Genomic DNA, 21,071 nt, shown 5'->3' with positions numbered 1-21,071 from the left:
TTATTTTGCTAATCTAATTCCGGTAAACTGCCAACGTTCCGAAGGGTGAAAAAAATTACGATAAGTACTACGACTATGGTTGGGTGATGTGGCTACAGAAGCTCCTCTTAACACCATTTTGTTACTCATAAATTTGCCGTTGTATTCCCCAACAGCTCCGTTTTCTTTGACAAAATTGGGATAAGGTAAATAGGCACTGTTGGTCCATTCCCAACGTTGTCCCCAGTTTAATTGTTGTGCGGCTATTTCCCATTCAAACTCTGTAGGCAAACGCATGCCTTTCCATTCGGCATACGCACAAGCTTCGTAATAATTTACGTGACTTAAAATAGCTGTTTTGTCTACTTTTTGTAATCCAGCAAGCGTGTACATATGCCATTCTCCATCAATCTGATGCCAATACATAGGAGCTTTAGTTTCTTGCTTATTTGCCCAAGACCAACCTTCATCTAACCAAAGATTAAAATCGGTATAACCACCGGCCTCCATAAAAGTTATATAATCACCATTGGTCACTAAGTAGTTTTGAATTTCAAAATTGTCTATATATACTTGATGTACACCTAGTTCGTTGTCATAACAAAAATCCTTATTCTGATGACCTATTTTGTAAACTCCTGCATTAATTTGTACACTTTCTGTACTCGTGTTTTTATCAGCTGTTAAATTGTAATCAGCATTGTAAACAGGAAACAAAGGGTTGTGCCCTAACATGTATTTTACATCGGTAATTAACAATTCCTGATGTTGTTGTTCGTGATTTAGTCCTAATACAATTAAATCTACTATTTTTTTAGGAGGATTTGTTTGTATGTACGCTTGCATTTGGGCATCTACATAGGCTCTATAAGCATAAATCTCATCGGTACTGGGGCGAGACATGTTTCCTCGGTTGGCTTGTAAAATTCTACTCCCTACGTTGTTGTAATAACTGTTGAATAAAAAATTAAAATTCTTATCAAATTCGGTGTAGTTGTCTACTTGATCTTTTAAAATAAAGGTTTCAAAAAACCAAGTAGTATGTGCCAAGTGCCATTTGGCAGGGCTTGCAAATTTTACTACTTGTATAGAAAAATCTTCAGGCTGTAGATAACGGCAAAAATCCAGTGTTTGCTGTCTAATAGTTGTATAGGATTCACTTAAATTCATTGGGGATTAAATTTTTTGGGTGATGGCTATTTTCATTTATTCCAATCCTTTTTTGTCTGGATTCCAAAAAGGTTTGGTTTTAATTTGTTGGGTGTTCCAATTTAATTCTTTTCTAAAATACTGATTTAAGGCTATACATACTCTACTATCTCCAGCAATATAAACCATTTTAGTGCCTTTCATTTTTGGCGTTATTTCTTTTACCAAACGTAAAATTTCTGTGATGGCATTGGGGTCTAATTCATAAAAGTTAAAGGGACTAGTATCCTCAATATCATTAAAAAAACGATTCGTATTTGAGCTGTAAATAAGGCTTTCTACTTGTTTGTTGTTAGGCAAGGATCTGTGAATTACGTACAAGTGTGATAGGGCAGATAGATCACCTATCATTAAATAACTATCAGCAGTTTTATCAAGCACAAAAGTTCCTTTTTTCCACTTAAAATAAACCACATCATTTACCAAACAATTGGCCACCCATTGGGCTCCAATTCCATTACTTTCGGTTGCAATGGCTAGGTCCAAAGTTCCTTCCGTTTTATTGATATTCCACACGCTGTAACTTCTAACTTTGTCCTTAAAAGCAAGTTCATCATTGCCTATTCCTATAACTAAGCGTAAAAAATAACCAGGTAGAAATTCAGCTGTTTTGATGCTTTCACTTTTTAAGCGAATTTGGTAAACCGAATTTGATAGTTGTGTTTTTTTTATAATTGTAGCCTTTTGTAGGACAACTTTTTTTAAGATATTTTCTAATAAACTCATTTCAATTAAGCTTGAATTGTTTTTCTTTTTTTTCTTCGTTTGATAAAATAACTTTTAACTACTGGAATTCTTAAAACCAATCCAAGCCCTACAACAATAGCATAAATTAGCCAAGTTTTTTCTAAAAGTACAATATGTAAAAGACTTAGAAAAATAATTATATAAACCAAACTTTGTAGTTTTTTCCACTTATCTTTTAAATACCTCATTGACTTTCTATTAGACGTAAAAAACAATGGAATTAATAATAATACAGCTATAAAACCTGCTATATAATTTACTTGAGTAAAGGTTTCTAAAAAACCTTCCGCCGCTATAAAAATGATAAAATGTATAAAACTCCAAATAGCGGTTGCAATTCCCATGGCTTGTCGAACATACAAATTGCTGACTCCAAATAAAATAAAAAACGGTGTACAAGTCAGAACTGCGGTCATCCAACGAATGGCAAATTCACCAGAAACATGATACAACATTTCTAAGGTTGTTTTTCCTTCAGCACCAGATCCTTCTATAAGGCTAACGGAAAATCCATTGAAAAAATCAACCTGTAACATTTTAAAAAGCACCAATAAAGGAAGCGAGGCCAGTATTGAAACCAAGATCCATCCGTAATTTTTTTTGATAAATTGCATAGTTGTTTTTAAAATTATAGTGTTGATTTTAAAGCTTCTATTTCCTTTTCTAGCGCTTCCGATTTTGCTTTGAATTTTTCCATAGCTTTTTTTAGCTGGCTTATTTTTTTGAAGGCTTCTTCATCTTGGACTGCCTGGTAGTTGGTAACTCCGTCCTTTTCTTTAATTTTTGCTTTGCTACCACAAGTTGGGCATTGGGCTACTTGACTCATTCCTTTATTTTTTTTCAAAGATTGATTAAAACAGGAAACCACCAAAGGTAAATCCTGTGTTATAAATGGTACATCTGAGATTTTATTGAATTTCTATTTTTTTCTATTAAAAAGGACAAAAGCTCTTCATCCCTAGAAAAACAAGGTTTTCCTAAAAATTTATATTGTGCTAATACAAGCAACTTTACCCTTGTATTTTGGCACTATTTGGTATTTAGGATTTTTAGCTATTGTTTTCAAAAATACCTGAGCATCTTTCATATTTGCATTGTCCACATAAACTAAAGTGTTTTTATGAAAATTAGGTTCCAATAGTTGAAATAGCGGTAAGTACAAATCCTTCCATCCATCTAACAGCAATAAATCTATAGGCTCCTTATAATTTTTTAAAGTAAGCAAGGCATCTCCAATTCGTACGTCAATCAAATGATCTACTCCAGCTTTTTTAAAATTTTCTATGGCCTTTTGAGCTTTAGAAACAATTAATTCTGTGGTTACAATATGACCTTTTGTTTCTCTAATTCCTTGTGCTAAAAAGAGCGTAGAAATTCCAAAAGAAGTTCCGAACTCAATAATATTTTTTGAATTGTTTGCTATTATATACCTACTTAAATCTTCACCTTGTTTTTTAGAAATAGACAGGTATACATCTTTAAAATCCTTTGGTTGAATTTTTCTAAAAGCACTTTTCGCCAAGCTTTTAATAATTTTAAGCTGATCCTTTTTTGAATCGTTGTACAATTCTATTAAAGTATTATTTATCTGATTTTCTAGTGTAAGCTCCATACTTATTGTTATAAAAAAAACAGTAGAAATAGAAATAAATACTTTCCATTCCTACTGTTTATAGATTAAATTTAAAATTCTATTTTTTAATTAAAACCAATCTGCTCCTGTATCTCCAGGAAAGAAAGCATTTGGAAGTGCTAAAGAAAGTCCACCTTCTTTATAATTAGGATATAACAATTCAAGTTCATCAATTACTTCTTGATTCGTACTAGCTGTACCTCCTGCAGTAAGTGTTTGTGTTCCTTTAATCAATCCTTTTGCTGTTTGCAAATAGTTAATGTTTTCATCAATTGCTGTTACTAGATCAGAACGAGAACCATTGTGACCTACAAATAAGTAGGTGTAAGTAGAAAACTCTGTTTTTAAAGTTGTCAAACCTGCAACCCAATTGTCTATTTCGTCTTCTGCATCTTTAGGCGTATACTCTCTAATATAAGGATGTGTTAAATTATATACTAAATCTCCTGCAAATAAAACTTGGTGCTCTTCATTGTACACATAGCCATTTTCTCCCGTTTCTGCATTAGAAACTTTGTCGAAATTAAAGTTTAAGTCACCTATTTTTTGAGTAGCACTAACCGCTATAACATCTTGACTGTACAAAGTGGTAAACTCATCTGTGTTGTTTAATTGATTGGCAACAACACTTTCTGCAAAAAAATCTAAATCGGTAAAACTACCCGCGCCACCGTAATGGTCACCGTGGTTGTGCGTAATAATTACAGCTCCAGGCTTGTCAATGGCATCGTAATAATTTTTCAATTCTGCTGCAAAGGCAGGCGCAGGACCTAAATCTACCAAAACAATATTGTTTTCTGTTTCAACAAGTGTTACCGTATATGGTGCTTCACCAAAATTAATTGTATGGTATCGCACTTCGTTTTCAGTAATTACATTTACTGTTCCTGTGGTAATCATAGAACTAGCAGGAGCCGTTCCAAAATCAACAATTACTTGTGCATTTCTATGGTCATCATCATTTCTACAAGAGTAAATTGATAGAGATGCTACTACTAGTACTAAAAATTTTAATTTAAAAGATTTCATTTTTTTTATGTTTTTATATTGTACGACAAAATTGCTAAAATAGAATAGCAGAGCCGTGATCAAAACAGCTCAAAAAATGGTAAATATGAGACTATTCTTATTTTACCGTTTGTTTTCTCAAAAAGCTTAAAACAAAAAAAAATCTGACAAACACCAAAGGCATTTATCAGATTTAGGAATCACAGGGGTTGTTATTTTTATTCTGTTCTTTTTAAATGATCAATAACGCCACTTCTAAAAACAGTTTTTAAGGTTCTTTCGGGTTTGTTTTCATAGCCAATAATTATAGAACTATGAACCGTCATATTGTTAAAATCAAAAACAATAGTTAGGTAATCTTTTAAACCAACTTCATGCCAGTTAACCAAATACAAATCATTGCCAATTTTACGAGAACGATATGGAATATCACTATTTCCGTTTCCTTTTCCTGGTCCAAGCAACCATTCATATTTGGCTTTCCCCTTATAAAACTCCATATGTATGGCCGTTCCATTTTGGTATTGAAAATTAAAAGAATAGCCATCTAAAAAATGCTCTGGCTGTGCAAACTGAAATTTCGTTTCTTCTGTTTTTTTGTTTTGTGCAAAACTAAGACCTATACTAAATAAGCTAAGAAAAATAAATGCGACTAATTTTGTTTTCATTTTTTAAGGATTTTAAAATTTATACAAAAATAACTCGATCTAAAAGAAACGACTAGGTCAATGTTCGGGAAATAATGGTAAATATGCGCAGAAACCTTTTATACAGTCTCTTTAAATTGTTTTGGAGTTGTATGGGTGTGCTTTTTAAAGAATTTGGTGAAATTGGTCACCTCATCAAAACCGACTTCATAAGCAATTTCCTTCAAGCTTTTATCGGTACTCACAATGGCACGCTTTACTTCTAACACAACATATTCATCTATAAATGCTTTGGCCGTATTTAAGGTGAAAAACTTCACCACTTGGTTTAAGAGCTTTGTAGATACTAGCAACATATTGGCATAATCCTTTACGTTACGCGTGGTGGTGTATTGGCTTTCCACTAAATTTTTAAATTGAATAAAAAGTTGGTGCTGTTTTACCTGAGTGCCTTCTAATTTGTTGTGCTGCGACTTGCGTTCCAATCTCAAAAAATACAATTCTAACAAAGCCGCAATTATATTTTTTTTGGCATAACTGTTTTCTATTTCTAGCTCCTGTAAAAACTGGTTCAGAAATTCCTCGTTTAATTTTTCATCCTTGGCAATCGGAGGAGTAATATGGTAATTGTACAAATGAGAAATAATATTGATCGATGATTTTGAAAAATAATTCAACACAAAATTTTCCGTAAAAAGGATTAAAAAACCTTCGTACGTTGCATTTTTCTGAAAAGCATGCACCTGTCCTTTGGCAATTTTCAACACCGATCCTGCTTCTAAAAGATATTCCTTTAAATCCACTTGATGTGTTCCCGTTCCCTTGGTAACAATAAGCAAAGCAAAAAAAGTAACTCTGTGAGGTTCGGTAGGATTGTGATCTGAAATTGTAGGAATTCTTGCAAACAAATTGGCTAGATTCAGAAATTCAAAATCTTTTGTTTGCTCTTTGCTTTCAAAGGCTATGTTAGGAATATTCTTCAAGGAACTATTTTTCTGAATTAGTAGTTATTTTTTTATCACTTCTTAAAATAGACCAAATTAAAAAGGAACTTGCTAGGGTAATAATAGTAAAAAATTTCTCAAAATTTGTTTCTGCAAAAATATTTCCAATTGTGTTTAGTCCAAAAAGCACACAAAAGACCCATAAAATTACAGACACTGTTTTTGTAGAGAGGAATGCTTTTATATAATTTCCTTTCATAAGAAGAACCGCAATTAGTAAACTATTAATCAATAGGGAAAGACTTTCAAACACATACATTTCTGTATCATTTTTCAACCTGCCGCCCCAAGTAATTTCATAAGGAACAATTTTTAAAAGTATGCTTATATGAAATAGGATAACTGCTGTAAATATACCTAGCAGTATTTTTATTGCTAATTTTTGATTCTTCATTTTTTTTAACGAAAATAAAGTAAATAGGATCCATATGCAATGTCAAACAAGGATGCTACAACATATAAAGCATTGTCCTTTTCACCTCCTATTGTTCTACAACAGCTTTAATTTTTAAGAAGAAATTTTTATCTGCATGGTAGCTGGTTTTGTCTGCCGTTTTAGTAGCTCCGTTACTTCCATTGTCACAGGTAGCATCAATTAACTCCTGACTTATTTCTGGGCCGTATTCTTTCCAAGTAATGGTTTCGGTAGTTGCATTGTAGCTGGTGTTTTTTGCCGCATTGTAATGCAAATGTGAAGAAGCATTATGATCATCACCAGAAGCCGTTCTGCTCCAAGACTGACAAGCATCCTGTGTGACAAAAACAAGATCTTTGTTTTGATCGGTATAGGTATTTCCGTTTTGAATGAACACACCAACGGTTATTGAATAGCTTTTCTCAGTTGTTTCCGGAGCTACATCCATCTCATTTCCAGCATCCGATTCGCCACAGCCTACAAAGGCCAGCAAACAAATTAAAATTAGCGCTTTGAAATTTCCTAGTACTGCTACTCTCTTGTTTTGTGTGTTCATATTTGTGGTTATGATTAAGGTTTGGTCTAGTCTTGAATTGGTGAAAGCTAGACTAAACTACAGGTGAAAATATTTTTTTCTAAAACTAAACAATAGTCAACAACATTACAGACTAATAGCTGTAAAATGAAGAAAAGTTTTGAACAGTTGTAGGTTCATAAGCATATTTCTAAAAATAATAGCCCAGCGCACAATAAATACCACTACAAAAAGTTACAAGAGAAAGAAATTTATAGCTTCATCTTTGGCAGCCCTAAATACTGCTCAAAATTTTTCTGAAGTCTGTTTCTTAAAAAGCGTCCAACGAAATAATACAAAATACCAACGATGATAAGTATACAGCCAATTAAGAAAAATTGTTTGTTTTTATGAATAGACTCTGCAGCTAAAGTTATTGCCGCACCAATTAAGACTGAAAGTAATGCGAAAATGGACAAAATAACATTGGGGTTGCTATGTACTTTTAACAACACCCCTTTTTCAAGTTTTATTATTTCCCCTTTTAAATACGCCGATTTTCTTTTAAAGTTCGGCATATGCCAAGCAACCACCCTCAATTTATCATAGGCCGTAAACTCACTTTTATTTGAAAACCTCCCGACAAAACTTAAAGTCCCTTGAGCAAAGATCGCTTCCACTTTTTTCTTTAAATTTTCTTCGTTCAAGTCAGAAGTGTAATTAGTTTTCCTAATATTTAGTATTTTTCCTAGCATCTCTATTCCTTTTTATAGATGTAAGTAACAACATCCAATAATGACAAACTATATGTAGTTGAGTTTAAAGTTAAACTATTTGTGGCTGAATTTTAAGTTTATTCTTATTTAAACACTTAAAGTGAAAAATAATCATCGATAAAAACAAGTAAACCTCTAGCTACTCAATTTTTTATTGTTTTAATAGCTACTATTTTTACCGAGTCAAGACAGGTTCTAATTATAAAAAAAGGTGTTATTCAACTCTTATACCCTTTCAATTAGGCAACTAGTTTTATAGCTTCTTTCACAAAACACATATTACTTTTAACTAACGTCAAATCAATTTGATTTCAAAAACTTTATTTTATTGAAATTTATAAAATTTTCTTGTCCCATAATTATTTTATTAACTTAAAACATGTATATTTGCAACCGCTTTGACAAATAGAGTAGTTCTTAAGTCTTAGTAGCAATGGTGCCTTAGCTCAGTTGGTAGAGCAATGGACTGAAAATCCATGTGTCCCTGGTTCGATTCCTGGAGGCACCACTTAAAAACCGTAAAGATGTATTTCTTTACGGTTTTTTTATGCTTCAAACTTTCAACTCACTAATTCTCTATAGGAACTCCTCCTATGCACTTCATAAAAAAAGCCAGACGCTAGTCTGACTTTTTTATTCTTATTTATAATTTTAAATTGAATTACAATTGAAACACTTGCTCCAAAGCAATCCATTTTTCACCATCCTTTGCCCAAGGCAATTCTTGCTGGTAATTCCACATAAGGTTTTCCCACTCCTGTACTTTAGGATTGTTGGCATCCATTTCTGCTTTCTTTGCAGGATCGAAAGTTTCATCTACTTCCATAATCATAAACATACGATTTCCTGTTAGGTAAATTTGCATATCTACAATTCCGGCATCTTTGATGCTTTTTGTAATTTCTGGCCATGCATTTCCGGCAGCATGGTATGCTTTATATTCTGCTATTAGTTTAGAATCATCTTTTAAATCGCAAGAATAACAATATCTTTTCGTACTCATAATTATTAGTTATTAGATTTTTTTAATGTTGCATAACCATAATGTGCTACTACCGCCAAACAAATCATAGGCAATACAAATGAAAAATTCACTTCAGGTATAAATCCTAATATTTGCTCATCTGCAAATCCAGGTCCACCCCAATCTAAAATACTTCCTTGCACAACTGGCATAAAAGCTCCACCTACAATGGCCATTACCAAACCAGCCGAACCAATTTTAGCTTCATCACCCATATTTTTCAATGCAATTCCATAAATTGTTGGAAACATAATAGACATAAACAAAGACACACCTACAAGAGAATACAACCCTGGAACTCCTTGTAAAACAATTGCTCCAGCCGCACAAACAACTCCTCCAATACCAAATAACATTAATATTTTAGAAGGGTTAATTGTTTTCATTAAACCTGTACCAATCCATCTACCTGTCAAGAAAATAATCATTGCTGCCACATTGAACCAAGTCGCCGTTAATTGCTCTGATTCTGCCAAACTTTCATTGATATTATCTACATATTGAAAAATATATGTCCAACACATAATTTGAGCTCCCACGTAGAAAGCTTGCGCAATGACACCATGCACATAATTTTTATTAGCGAACAATAATTTAAACGATGCTGATAAAGAAAGTTTATCTTCCTCAGAAGTCTTTGGTATTTTCGTAAAAATAATGATTACCATAATTGCCAATACCACCAATCCTAATAAAATATAAGGTACACTAATCACTCCTAAGTCATTTTCTCTAACAGCTGCTTTTGCTGTTTCCGATAAGGTATCATAGATCAAAGCTCCAGAAGCATCTTTATCATCCGATCTTAAAGCAGAAATCACAAATTGCTGAGCAACGATCATTCCCATTAATGATCCAATAGGGTTAAATGCTTGCGCTAGGTTTAAACGCTGTGTTGCCGTTTCTTTGTCACCTAAGGCCAAAATTAACGGATTTGAAGTTGTTTCTAAAAAGGCCAGTCCACAAGTAATAACCCATAGCGATACCAAAAAATAATTAAACTCCTCATAAGCCGCAGCTGGGTAAAACAAGAAGGCTCCAATTGCATACAAGCAAAGTCCTAAAATAATTCCTGATTTATAGCTGTATTTTCTGATAAACAAAGCAGCTGGCAAAGCCATAAAGAAATACCCAAAGTAAAAAGCAAACTGTACCAAAGAAGCTTGCACATTTGACAATTCAGGCATTACTTTTTTAAATGCCGACACCATTGGGTTTGTTAAATCATTGGCAATACCCCATAAGGCGAATAAAGAGGTGATGATAATAAATGGAAACAGTAGCTCTTTTTTTACTACTGGAATTTTCGATAATTTATTCATGTTTTTAAATTTAGTTTCGGTTTGTAAAAATAAAAGGACAAAACGTTTATGACAAACGATTTGTCCTGATAATATTTTAATATTTATGTTTTGAATTCATGCTAAAATAAATTACCTCTTTCTGAACTCTTCAATCACGTTTACAATTTCATTAAAAATAGCTTCAGGCAATTTCCCTTCGTTCCAAGAACTTAAAATATCTGATACCTGTTCTTTACTCGTAGGACCAACCACAACCCTGTCTGCTTCTTTTAATGAATACACAAACCTCATGGCCAATCGAGACAAAGGCATATCGTACTTTTTAGCAATTTTATTTACTTCAACAGCAATATCCACGTCTAAATTTGTAATCCATTCGTTATTAGGTCTGTCTGCATTGTATTCCTCCAAGCGTCTTCCCAATAAGCCCATATGCAAAGCAGAAGCTCCATAGTAAGCTATGTTTTCTTTCTTAAGCTGAGGCACATCTCTTTCAAAAGCAGAAAGATTACAGGCGTCCATCTTTAAAAACCCAGAAACCACATCAAAATTCTTTTTGATTAAATGCGGGTAAAAACGATCAATTGGATTTCCGCCAACACCAAGCTTACCTACAATTCCTTCTTTTTTAAAAGATTGTAAACAATCCATAATTTCATCCATTTTTTCTACAGGAACCAAGTGAGGCTCATGTAAAAACAACAAATCAATTTTATCCAATCCTAACAAGTCAAGACTTTCATATACGCTTTTACGCATGGTTTCAGGAGAATAATCTACCACACAATCGTCTGCTTTTTCAGCTTGTAAACGCCCTACTTTGGTACTGATAAAAGGTTTTTCACCTTCCCATTGTCTTAAAGCTTTTCCTAAAAACAATTGCGATTTATTGTACGATGGAGATGTATCAAAAACGCGAATACCGTTTTCCAATGCATGCAAAATTGTGCCAACAGCCACAGATTCTTCTATCGGTCTCCAAACTCCTCCTAAACCAGAACAACCACATACCAAACGGCTTTGATTGTTGAAAAATTCACTCTTCGTGAAATCTCCTTCGATGTACGTTGGTTTTATTTTCATAATGTTATTTTTTATAGGTTATAAAATTTTACAGCATTCTTTCCCATTATATCTGATTGCTCATTTACGGTAAGTCCTGCGATAAAATTTGTTGTTAATTCTTTTACTTTTTTATAGTTACCTGCCACCAAGCATACAGGCCAATCAGAACCAAACATGGTTCTTTTTGTTCCAAAAGCTTCCAATACTAATTCCATATAAGGTTGCATTTGAGTTGGCGTCCATGTTTTAAAATCTGCTTCAGTAATCATTCCTGAAAGCTTGCATTCTACATTTTCATACTTCGCTATTTCCTTCATTTGCGTTGCCCAACCTTCGTAAAAACCATCTTTTATATAAGGTTTTGCAATATGATCAATCACAAATTTCTGATTTGGAAACTTTTTTACAAACTCCAATACCGAACCTAATTGATGTGGAAACACCAAAATATCATAGACATATCCACGTTTTTCTAAAGTCTGAATTCCATTAAAAAAATTTGGACGCAACAAAAAATTGTGATCAGCCTCTCCTTGTACGATATGACGAAAACCTTTCAGTTTATCAAAAGATTGGTACGTATCTAAAACATCTGTAAGGTTAGAAGCTCTTAAATCTACCCAGCCCACAACTCCTTTAATAAAGCTATTTTTTGAAGACAGCTCTAATAAGAAATCTGTTTCTTCTAAAGTTTGATCTGCTTGTACCGCTACACAGCCATCAACACCGTTTTCCTCGTACACCTTTTTTAGATCAGATGGCGTAAAATCTCTACGTATTACAGACATGCTATCGTCTATCCATTCGTGTTTTACGGGTTCATAATTCCAAAAATGTTGATGAGAATCTATAATCATGCTAAAAAGTTTAAATTTTGGTTCGTTTTCTTTTTCAAAAAAACAAATATATTGGTATTATTTAGTTTACAAAAGCTTGTAAAGCCGCTTTCATTCCTTTGTTTTGAATTGCTTCTAAATAAGTCACTACAGCGGTTTCTAAACCATCAAATTGAGTCAAATCTACTCCCCAAAAATCAGTATTTGAAAGTGTTGCTTTTACAATAGCATTGATATCTCCTTTTGCCCATTGCGCAGCGAAAAAGTCTAAAGCAGCCTGATCGTCTTTAACCGCATACCTTTCAGTTCCTCTTTCACCTTTATAAAAAGCAATTAAAGAAGCCAAAGAGAACAATAAACCTTGAGGTAAAGCATCTTTTCTTTTGATATATTCTAAAACAGAAGGCAATACTCTTGTTTTGTATTTAGAAGTTGAGTTTAATGAAATACTCATCAAAGCATGTTCTAAATAAGGATTTCGAAAACGATCCAAAACATCATTTGAAAACTGATCTAATTCTTCTTTAGACAAATCTAAAGTTGGACAAATTTCATTGAAAATTGTATTTTTCAAAAAACCACCTACAACTTCATCTTCTAAAGACTCTCTAACTTTATCAATTCCGTATAAATAACCAACAGGCACTAAAGTGGTATGAGCTCCGTTTAAAATTCTAACTTTACGAGTTCTATAAGGCTCCATATTGTCGGTAAACACAATATTCAATCCACATACCTCAGCCGGAATTTCTTCTTTTACAGAAGCAGGTCCTTCAATGACCCACAAATGGAATTGTTCACCTTCCACCACCAAATTATCTTTATAACCTAGTTCTTCCGTAATCGCTTCCATTTTATCTCTTGGATAACCTGGTACAATTCTATCCACTAAAGTATTGCAGAAAATATTATCATCATTGATCCATTCTACAAACTCTGCACCTAAATTCCAGTCGGCAGCATATTGTAAAATAATTCTTTTTAGGTTGTCTCCATTCTTATCAATCAACTCACAAGGAATTAAAATCAATCCTTTGTCAGATGCACCTCCAAAAGTTTGGAATCTTCTATACAACAAAGCTGTTAATTTTCCTGGGTAACTTGATTGTGGCGCGTCGTCTAATTTATCATCTGCATTGTAAGAAATACCTGCTTCCGTTGTATTAGAAATAACAAAACGTAAATCTGGATTTTCAGCAGTCGCTAAATAATCAGCAGGATTTTCATAAGGATTGATTCCTCTTTGGATACAATCAATAATCTCGTGCTCGCTAATAGCTTCACCATTTTTGATTCCGTTTAAGTACAAAGTGTACAAACCATCTTGATCGTTTAACATTTTAATCAAACCTTGGTCAATAGGTTGAATAGCAACCACACCAGCATCAAAACCTGCTTTTTTATTCATTTCATGAATCATCCAATTGGCAAAGGCTCTTAAAAAGTTCCCTTCTCCAAATTGAATTATTCTTTCTGTATACGTTTTTACGTTTGCAGTACTTCTATTTAATGTATTCATATTTTTTGTTTTATGGCCATTAGCTATTGGCTTTTAGTATTTTTTATTTCTCAATAATGAAAAATTTTGAACTCAACATTCAAAACTCAACATTTTATAAGGAAACCCCTCTTTTCCAAGGAATAAAATCGTTATTTCCATGAAGAACCGCTTTAGAAGCTGTTTCTCCACTTGCAACTCTAATTACATGGTCTAAGATTTTCTCTCCCATCGTTTCAATGGTATCTTCACCTGTAATTACCGTTCCTGTATTGATATCAATAATATCATTCATTCTTTCGTACAAGTTGGTATTACTAGAAATTTTTAATACTGGCGCTACTGGGTTTCCCGTTGGAGTTCCCAAACCAGTTGTAAACACCACAATATTACAACCCGAACCTACCAATCCGGTAGTCGATTCCACATCATTTCCAGGAGTACATAATAAATTTAAACCTGGCTTTGTTACCTGCTCCGTATAATCTAATACTTCTACCACAGGAGATGTTCCTCCTTTTTTAGCAGCTCCTGCCGATTTCATGGCATCTGTAATTAAACCATCTTTGATATTTCCTGGAGAAGGATTGTTTTCAAAACCAGACCCAACAGCAACCGCTGCTGCAGAATAAGCTCTCATTAAATCGTAAAATTTCTTTGAGTCTTTTTCTGTATTACATCTTGTAATCATTTCTTGTTCCACTCCGTTCAATTCAGGAAACTCTGAAAGCACTGGACTTCCTCCTAAAGCGACCAATAAATCAGAAGCATAGCCTAAAGCTGGGTTTGCAGAAATCCCAGAAAAACCATCTGAACCTCCACATTCTAAACCAAGAACCAATTTGCTTAAAGGTGCTGGTTTTCTTTCAATTTTATTCGCTTCAATCAAGCCTACAAATGTATGCTTAACAGCTTCTTCAATCAAACTTCTTTCACTGGCACTTTTTTGCTGTTCCAAATAATGAACAGGTTTTGTGTTATTAGGAGCAATAGCGTCAATGGCACTTTGCAACATTTCAATTTGCGCATTTTGACAACCTAAACTAAAAACGGTTGCACCTGCTACATTCGGATTCGAAATATACCCTGCCAGCAAACGACATAAAGTTTCAGAATCTTGACGAATTCCTCCACATCCACCGTCGTGTTTTAAAAATTTAATCCCATCTACATTTGGAAACAATCTGTTTTTAGACAATTCTTCTTTTGTCGTAATGATTGGCGTATTGTAAATATCTTCTGTAGAAGCACCGGCTTTGTATTGTGCAATTAAGGCATCTGTATCTACGGCAAAATCTTTTTTAGTTTCGTAGCCTAACTTCTCAGAAAGCGCTCCTTCTAAAACATCAATATTTCTATTTTCACAGAAAGTCAACGGAATAACCAACCAGTAATTTCCGGTTCCTACTTTTCCATCTTCTCTGTGATACCCATTAAATGTTCTTCCTTCAAAATTAGAAGCGTCTGGTGCTGTCCAAGTAAATTTCTCTTTAGAATCTTGAAATTCTGCAGATGCATGTTTTACATTACCAATAGTAATAGCACATCCCGCTTGAATTGGCTCAATAGCTTTTCCTATTAACACACCATACATGAATATTTCATCACCGATGGCAAAATCGTTTAATGCATATTTATGCTTTTGCTTGATATTTTCTTTTAAAATAATTTCTTTTCCTTGGATGGTAGTCGACATTCCTTTTTCAAGGTTTGTAATGGCTACAATAATATTATCCTTTGGATCTATTTGAACATAATTCTTAGACATCCTCTTTTATTGTTTTAATGAAGAAATAACTTCCTATTCTTATTGTTTCGTAAAATCTACAGTTGCTTTGATTACGCCAGTAGCAGGATCTAACCAACTATCAAAATTTTCAATCATTTCTGTAAAAGGCACATTGTGAGTAATAAATGATTCTGTTGGAAATTGATCCAATACATTGATGACATGTTCAAAATCTTCCGTAGTTGCATTTCTACTGCACATTAAGGTCATTTCTTTAGAATGCACTGCAGGGTGATTGTAAGTCAACTCTCCTTTAGACAAACCAACTAGTACAAAACGTCCACCATGTGACATATAACTTGGTCCTGCTTCTAAGGCAAATTTATTTCCTGAGGCATCGAAAACAGCAGTACACATGTCTCCATTTGTGATTTCAGCAATTGCTTCGGCAGCACCTGCACCCGCTTTTACCGTATATTCAACACCAATCTTTTCCTTAGCATATTCTAAACGTTGTTCATTCATATCAATAGCCACAACTTTAGCACCTGCAATTTGAGCCAATTTCATGATTCCAATTCCGATAGGTCCGCAACCTACAACAGCGACAGTTTCACCAGGAGTAATAGCCGCTCTTCTTACAGCATGTGCTCCAATAGCCAAAGGCTCCACGATGGCCATTTGGTCGTTAGATAAATTATTAGCAGGCAATAAAATATCCGCAGGAACGGTAATTTGTTCTTGCATCCCTCCATCACCATGAACTCCTAATACTGTAATATTAGTACAGCAGTTTGTTTTTCCATTTCTACATGCAATACATTTACCACAACTTACATAAGGCATCACGACAACTTTGTCGCCCGCTTTAATTCCTCTTGCATTTTCTCCAATTTCTAAAACTTCAGAAGCCAATTCATGACCCAAAATTCTTGGATAGGTAAAAAATGCTTGATTCCCAGCATAGGCATGTAAATCTGTACCGCAAATTCCTACTTTGTTTATTTGCAACAAAGCTTCGTTTTCTTTTCTTACTGGAGCTTCTTTTTCTTTTAAGATAAACTCACCTGGTTTTTCGCAAACAATATATTTCATCATTTTATTCTTTTAAAATTATTTTTTTCACCTAAGCTATAACTCTCGACATAAATTAGATTTTACTTCTCAATTCCAAACTTGCTACATCGATGTAGCAAATAGATAAAAAAAGAGCTTTCGCACTTTATTTTAATTTCATTAACTAAACTTACTCTCTAAAATCGATTCTTTTAAAACTTTACAGAACCTGCTACATCGTTATAGCTTAATCAACAATTAAACCTTACTTGAAAACAAATAAAAAGAATTAACTCCTTATCTATGAAGCAATAATAGCTTTATTTACATTTCTACTTTGTGAGTAAATAAAAAATATTATATTTGCTATAACGATGTAGCAAATATATTAAAACTTTGACAACAAAAAAAAAAATCACCATAAAAGATATTGCTAATGTATTGGGACTGTCTACTTCAGCCATTTCCAAAGCATTAAACAACGACTCTAGAATTAGTGAAAAAACAAAGATCGCGGTTCGTCAGGTGGCAGAAAACTTAAACTACCAACCGAATCACCTAGCAAGCGCACTACGCAGCGGGAAAAGCAGATTGGTCGGAGTAATAATTCCAAGAAACAATAGTAATTTCTTCTCTTCTGTTCTTGAAAAAATTGAAGAAGTACTCAACGAAAAAGGCTACAATATAATTATCACCCAGTCCAATGAATCTTTTGAAAAAGAATGTAAATGCATTGAATCCCTTCTTTTTACCCAGGTTGATGGAATAATTGCCTCCATGGCAAACGAGACTACCGACCTAAGTTATTATGAAAAAATAAAAGCAAAGGGCATTCCTTTGGTTTTATTTGACAGAGGGGAGATGGAATTAAAAGTTGATTATGTTGGTATTGACGATTACAAAACTAGTTTTAAAATTATAGATCATTTAGTTGCACAAGGCTGTAAGAGAATTGCTCATATGGGAGGTTTTGATGGCACCAGAGTTTACGGAAATCGTATCAAAGGCTATAAGGACGCTTTAACAAAAAATGAAATTGCCATAGACAAAACAATTATTAGCAATAGCAAATTACGAATTGAAGACGGAAGAAAAATCATGGAAGAATTATTAGAACTTCCTAATCGACCGGATGCCGTTTATGCTGCTGGCGATTTTGCCGCCCTTGGCGCTTTACAAGTATTAAACGAAAACAAAATTAAGGTTCCTGAAGAAATTTCCTTGGTTGGTTTTAGTAACGAACGTTTTACTTCTTATGTGGTGCCCGCTATTTCAACAGTTGATCAAAACAGTGCAGAAATTGGAAAATTAGCAGCAGAAGCTTTTTTAAACAGAATTGACAACCCTATAGAAGAAGGAGGCGTGAATAAGATTATTATTGAAACAGAGCTGTTAATTAGAGATTCTTCCAATAAAAACAAATAATAAGACAAATAAAAAAGGCGCAGTTTTACACTGCGCCTTCTCTTTGTTAATTACCTAAGTAATTATTTTCTTACTTTCTTTACAATTGCTAAAGCAGCTTTTACATCTTGCTCTAATTTTGCGTAATCTTTATTTGCAATGATGTCTTTAGAAATCAATTGAGATCCCATTCCAACACAAGTAACACCTGCATCAAACCATCCAGATAAATTTTCCTCTGTTGGCGCAACTCCACCTGTTGGCATAATTGACGTCCAAGGCTGAGGTCCTTTAATTCCTTTTACGAATTTTGGTCCGTATAAATCTCCAGGGAATAATTTAACGATTTCACATCCAAGCTCTTCAGCTCTTGCAATTTCAGTTAAAGACCCACATCCTGGTGACCATAATACTTTTTTACGATTACAAACAATAGCGATATCCTCTCTTAAAACAGGAGTTACGATAAAGTTTGCACCTAAAGCCATGTATAATGAAGCAGCAGCTCCATCTGTAACAGAACCAACACCCATAATCATTCCTGGTAATTCCGCAATTGCATATTTTGTCAATTCTCCAAAAACTTCATGAGCGAAATCTCCACGAGCAGTAAACTCCATCAAACGAGCTCCACCATCGTAACAAGCTTTCAAAACCTTTTTACTTAATTCTATATCGTTGTTAAAAAACAAAGGAATCATCCCTGTTTCTTTCATTGCCGCAGCAACTTCAATTCTACTAAACTGTGCCATATTGTATGTGTAATTGTTAAATCGTTCAACTGCCGAATTGTATTATTTTGCACTGAAGAAAACTTCAATTAAACAAATACAATCCAACAGTTCAACAAATGTTTTACTATTATCTTGCTACTCTTCCTGAAGCGTCTCCACCCATTAATTTTTCAACCTCAGCAACAGTTACCAAGTTTGCATCACCTTTAATCGTGTGTTTCAAACAAGATGCAGCAACAGCAAAATCTAATGCATTTTGATCATCTTCTGGGTATTTTAACAATCCGTAGATCAAACCTCCCATAAACGAATCTCCACCGCCTACTCTATCAACGATATCTGTAATTTGGTATTGACGTGTTTGTAACATTTGTTTACCGTCATATAAAACTCCTGCCCATGTGTTATGAGACGCAGAGATAGAACCTCTTAACGTTGTAATTACTTTTTTAGCTCTTGGGAATTTTTCCATCATTTGTTGACATACTGATAAGAAAGCTTCCGCTTTTACATCGTGTCCAGCAGTTTGAACCGCAGCACCATCTGGCTTAATTCCGAAGTGCATTTCTGCATCTTCTTCATTTCCTAAAACAACATCACAATAAGAAGTCAATTCAGTCATGATAGCTTCTCTATGAGCATTGTCACAATAGTTCCATAATTTAGCACGGTAATTTAAATCTGTAGAGATTTTTACACCTAATTTGCTAGCCGCTTGTACAGCTTCTAAACAAACATCTGCAGCTCCTTGAGAGATCGCAGGCGTAATTCCTGTCCAGTGAAACCATTCAGCTCCAGCAAAAACATCTTCCCAATTGATCATTCCTGACTCAATTTCTGCAATTGCAGAATGTGCACGGTCATAAACAACTTTAGATCCTCTTGATACAGCTCCTGTTTCTAAGAAATAAATTCCTAAACGGTCTCCACCATAAACGATTTTATCAACATTCACACCTCTTTTACGCATTTCCATCATGGCACATTCTCCGATATCGTTTTTTGGTAAACGAGTTACGAAATCTACATCTACTCCGTAGTTTGCTAATGATACTGCTACGTTAGATTCTCCACCACCATAGATAGCGTCAAAACTGTTCGCTTGTGAAAATCTTAAAAATCCTTGTGGAGCCAATCTTAACATGATCTCTCCGAAAGTTACTACTTTACCCATCTTAATTCTTGTTTAATTTAATTAATGATTCCGTTTCATTAGAATCTTACGTTTATGTTTAGACTATTGTTCTACTGTTCTATCGATTGAACACTTTTACCAAAAAATAGGATTACATATTTATAATCCTTAACATTAGGCGCCAAAAAAACCTTCAATCACCTATATACACTGTGTTTTGAAAGTTTTCTTGATTTGTTATTCTTACAAAAATAAACTACTTTTGTTCAAACGATGGAACAAATATATAAATAATTTGGGAATTAAAAAAAAAACAACCATAAAAGACATTGCTAACGTGTTAGGTTTGACTCCTTCTGCTGTTTCAAAAGCACTGAATAACCATCCTAGAATTAGCGAAAAAACGAAGGCTTCGGTCAAGCAGGTAGCACAAAACTTGAACTACCAACCCAATTATTTAGCCAGTGCCTTGCGAAAAGGGAAAAGTAATTTAGTAGGGGTTATTATTCCCCGTGCCAATAGTAATTTTTTCTCAGCAGTATTAGAAAGTATCGAAGGCGTTTTAAATAAAAAAGGCTACAATATCATTATTTCACAGTCGTATGAGTCCTTTGATAAGGAATGTAGAAATATTGATGCCTTATTATTTACCCAAGTAGATGGGGTTATTGCTTCTTTAGCAAACGAAACCAAAGATTTTTCCTCTTATGAAAAAATTAAATCGAAAGGAATTCCCTTAGTTTTATTTGATCGTGGTGAAAATGACTTGGGTGTTGACTATATAGGAATTGATGATTATAAAAGTAGCCACATGGTTGTAGATCATTTGGTAGAGCAAAATTGCAAACGAATAGCGCATATAGGTGGTTTTAGCCATACTCGTATTTTTAAAAACAGGAATAGAGGCTATCGAGATGCCCTTGCAAAACATAGCTTACCCCTTGATGATGATTTGATTTTTGAATGCAATTTATCTAAGGCAAACGGACGTGCCATTATGGAGCAGTTATTAGAACACGCTAACAGACCTGATGCCGTTTATGTGGCTGGTGATTATGCTGCCTTAGGTGCTTTACAGGTTTTAAAAGAACATAATATCAAAATTCCTGAGGAAATTGCTATTGTTGGATTTGGAAACGAACCTTTCACATCATTGGTCAGCCCTCCAATTTCCACCATTGAACAACATAGTACCGAAATAGGTGTATTAACTGCTGAAGCTTTTTTACGAAGAATAAAAGAGGCTGATATCCCACCTACTCTGAATAAAATGATTTTAGATCCTGAATTAATTATCAGAGATTCTTCTAGGAAAAAATAAATTATCTTTAAACCTCCTTTTCAAAAACTATTT

General features: G+C 34.0%; 22 protein-coding genes and 1 tRNA gene. 3 read left to right on the top strand and 20 right to left on the bottom strand.

The features are described from left to right. From egtB to FGM02_RS00795, 11 genes are all read right to left on the bottom strand, one after another. Positions 1-1,149 carry an ergothioneine biosynthesis protein EgtB gene (gene egtB / locus FGM02_RS00845; protein WP_139956001.1) on the bottom strand — a complete coding sequence of 383 codons (1,149 nt, stop codon included), beginning with the start codon at positions 1,147-1,149 and terminating at the stop codon, positions 1-3. A gap of 36 nt (positions 1,150-1,185) precedes the next feature. Continuing rightward, the gene (locus tag FGM02_RS00840; protein ID WP_139955999.1) at positions 1,186-1,914 is read right to left on the bottom strand and encodes a siderophore-interacting protein; all 729 of its coding nucleotides are present in this window, start codon (positions 1,912-1,914) and stop codon (positions 1,186-1,188) included. Between the two features lie 5 nt (positions 1,915-1,919). Then, positions 1,920-2,549: a ferric reductase-like transmembrane domain-containing protein gene (locus tag FGM02_RS00835; RefSeq protein ID WP_139955997.1), complete on the bottom strand. Its 630-nt coding sequence runs from the start codon at positions 2,547-2,549 to the stop codon at positions 1,920-1,922. A 14-nt stretch (positions 2,550-2,563) separates the two neighbouring features. Further along, the gene (locus tag FGM02_RS00830) at positions 2,564-2,761 is read right to left on the bottom strand and encodes a hypothetical protein (RefSeq protein ID WP_139955996.1); all 198 of its coding nucleotides are present in this window, start codon (positions 2,759-2,761) and stop codon (positions 2,564-2,566) included. Between the two features lie 159 nt (positions 2,762-2,920). Then, on the bottom strand, positions 2,921-3,547 hold the full coding sequence (locus tag FGM02_RS00825) for an O-methyltransferase (protein WP_139955994.1): 627 nt from the start codon (positions 3,545-3,547) through the stop codon (positions 2,921-2,923). 90 nt (positions 3,548-3,637) lie between these two features. After that, a complete protein-coding gene (locus tag FGM02_RS00820) occupies positions 3,638-4,597 on the bottom strand; it encodes an MBL fold metallo-hydrolase (RefSeq protein ID WP_139955992.1) in 960 nt (319 codons plus the stop codon). Positions 4,598-4,794: 197 nt separating this feature from the next. Beyond that, positions 4,795-5,244: a MoaF-related domain-containing protein gene (locus FGM02_RS00815; protein WP_139955990.1), complete on the bottom strand. Its 450-nt coding sequence runs from the start codon at positions 5,242-5,244 to the stop codon at positions 4,795-4,797. A gap of 98 nt (positions 5,245-5,342) precedes the next feature. Continuing rightward, positions 5,343-6,206 carry an AraC family transcriptional regulator gene (locus FGM02_RS00810; protein WP_139955988.1) on the bottom strand — a complete coding sequence of 288 codons (864 nt, stop codon included), beginning with the start codon at positions 6,204-6,206 and terminating at the stop codon, positions 5,343-5,345. A gap of 4 nt (positions 6,207-6,210) precedes the next feature. After that, positions 6,211-6,621: a hypothetical protein gene (locus tag FGM02_RS00805; protein ID WP_139955986.1), complete on the bottom strand. Its 411-nt coding sequence runs from the start codon at positions 6,619-6,621 to the stop codon at positions 6,211-6,213. An 88-nt stretch (positions 6,622-6,709) separates the two neighbouring features. Continuing rightward, positions 6,710-7,198, bottom strand: coding sequence for a hypothetical protein (locus FGM02_RS00800; RefSeq protein WP_139955984.1), 489 nt, complete (start codon positions 7,196-7,198; stop codon positions 6,710-6,712). A 230-nt stretch (positions 7,199-7,428) separates the two neighbouring features. Continuing rightward, positions 7,429-7,911, bottom strand: coding sequence for a hypothetical protein (locus FGM02_RS00795; protein ID WP_139955982.1), 483 nt, complete (start codon positions 7,909-7,911; stop codon positions 7,429-7,431). Between the two features lie 456 nt (positions 7,912-8,367). Here FGM02_RS00795 and FGM02_RS00790 point away from each other — a divergent pair. Beyond that, positions 8,368-8,440 (top strand) — tRNA-Phe (locus FGM02_RS00790). 153 nt (positions 8,441-8,593) lie between these two features. On the opposite strand, the gene FGM02_RS00785 is transcribed toward FGM02_RS00790, so the two are convergent. From FGM02_RS00785 to FGM02_RS00755, 7 genes are all read right to left on the bottom strand, one after another. Continuing rightward, a complete protein-coding gene (locus FGM02_RS00785; RefSeq protein WP_139955980.1) occupies positions 8,594-8,935 on the bottom strand; it encodes an L-rhamnose mutarotase in 342 nt (113 codons plus the stop codon). 5 nt (positions 8,936-8,940) lie between these two features. Beyond that, positions 8,941-10,278, bottom strand: a complete 1,338-nt coding sequence (gene fucP / locus FGM02_RS00780; protein ID WP_139955978.1) for an L-fucose:H+ symporter permease — start codon at positions 10,276-10,278, stop codon at positions 8,941-8,943. 111 nt (positions 10,279-10,389) lie between these two features. After that, entirely contained in the window at positions 10,390-11,343 is a 954-nt protein-coding gene (locus tag FGM02_RS00775; protein ID WP_139955976.1) for an aldo/keto reductase, read from the bottom strand. 11 nt (positions 11,344-11,354) lie between these two features. Then, a complete protein-coding gene (locus FGM02_RS00770; RefSeq protein ID WP_139955975.1) occupies positions 11,355-12,182 on the bottom strand; it encodes an amidohydrolase family protein in 828 nt (275 codons plus the stop codon). A 61-nt stretch (positions 12,183-12,243) separates the two neighbouring features. Beyond that, positions 12,244-13,680, bottom strand: coding sequence for a tagaturonate reductase (locus tag FGM02_RS00765; protein ID WP_139955972.1), 1,437 nt, complete (start codon positions 13,678-13,680; stop codon positions 12,244-12,246). Between the two features lie 94 nt (positions 13,681-13,774). After that, a complete protein-coding gene (locus tag FGM02_RS00760; RefSeq protein WP_139955970.1) occupies positions 13,775-15,427 on the bottom strand; it encodes a UxaA family hydrolase in 1,653 nt (550 codons plus the stop codon). A 39-nt stretch (positions 15,428-15,466) separates the two neighbouring features. After that, positions 15,467-16,483 (bottom strand): zinc-binding alcohol dehydrogenase family protein, encoded by a 1,017-nt coding sequence (locus FGM02_RS00755; RefSeq protein ID WP_139956041.1) that lies wholly within the window; start codon positions 16,481-16,483, stop codon positions 15,467-15,469. 357 nt (positions 16,484-16,840) lie between these two features. Here FGM02_RS00755 and FGM02_RS00750 point away from each other — a divergent pair, with 357 nt between their 5' ends. Then, the gene (locus FGM02_RS00750; protein WP_139955968.1) at positions 16,841-17,869 is read left to right on the top strand and encodes a LacI family DNA-binding transcriptional regulator; all 1,029 of its coding nucleotides are present in this window, start codon (positions 16,841-16,843) and stop codon (positions 17,867-17,869) included. A 62-nt stretch (positions 17,870-17,931) separates the two neighbouring features. On the opposite strand, the gene FGM02_RS00745 is transcribed toward FGM02_RS00750, so the two are convergent. Beyond that, positions 17,932-18,600 carry a bifunctional 4-hydroxy-2-oxoglutarate aldolase/2-dehydro-3-deoxy-phosphogluconate aldolase gene (locus FGM02_RS00745; RefSeq protein WP_139955966.1) on the bottom strand — a complete coding sequence of 223 codons (669 nt, stop codon included), beginning with the start codon at positions 18,598-18,600 and terminating at the stop codon, positions 17,932-17,934. A gap of 109 nt (positions 18,601-18,709) precedes the next feature. Further along, positions 18,710-19,756 (bottom strand): sugar kinase, encoded by a 1,047-nt coding sequence (locus FGM02_RS00740; RefSeq protein ID WP_139955964.1) that lies wholly within the window; start codon positions 19,754-19,756, stop codon positions 18,710-18,712. 256 nt (positions 19,757-20,012) lie between these two features. Here FGM02_RS00740 and FGM02_RS00735 point away from each other — a divergent pair, with 256 nt between their 5' ends. After that, complete coding sequence (locus FGM02_RS00735; RefSeq protein WP_139955962.1) at positions 20,013-21,038, top strand: LacI family DNA-binding transcriptional regulator; 1,026 nt, start codon at positions 20,013-20,015, stop codon at positions 21,036-21,038. Positions 21,039-21,071 lie beyond the last annotated feature (33 nt).

It is taken from the genome of Flavicella sediminum, assembly GCF_006381105.1.
In the GTDB taxonomy this organism is placed as follows: Bacteria; Bacteroidota; Bacteroidia; order Flavobacteriales; family Flavobacteriaceae; genus Flavicella; species Flavicella sediminum.
This window is presented reverse-complemented; position numbering and strand designations above follow the sequence as displayed.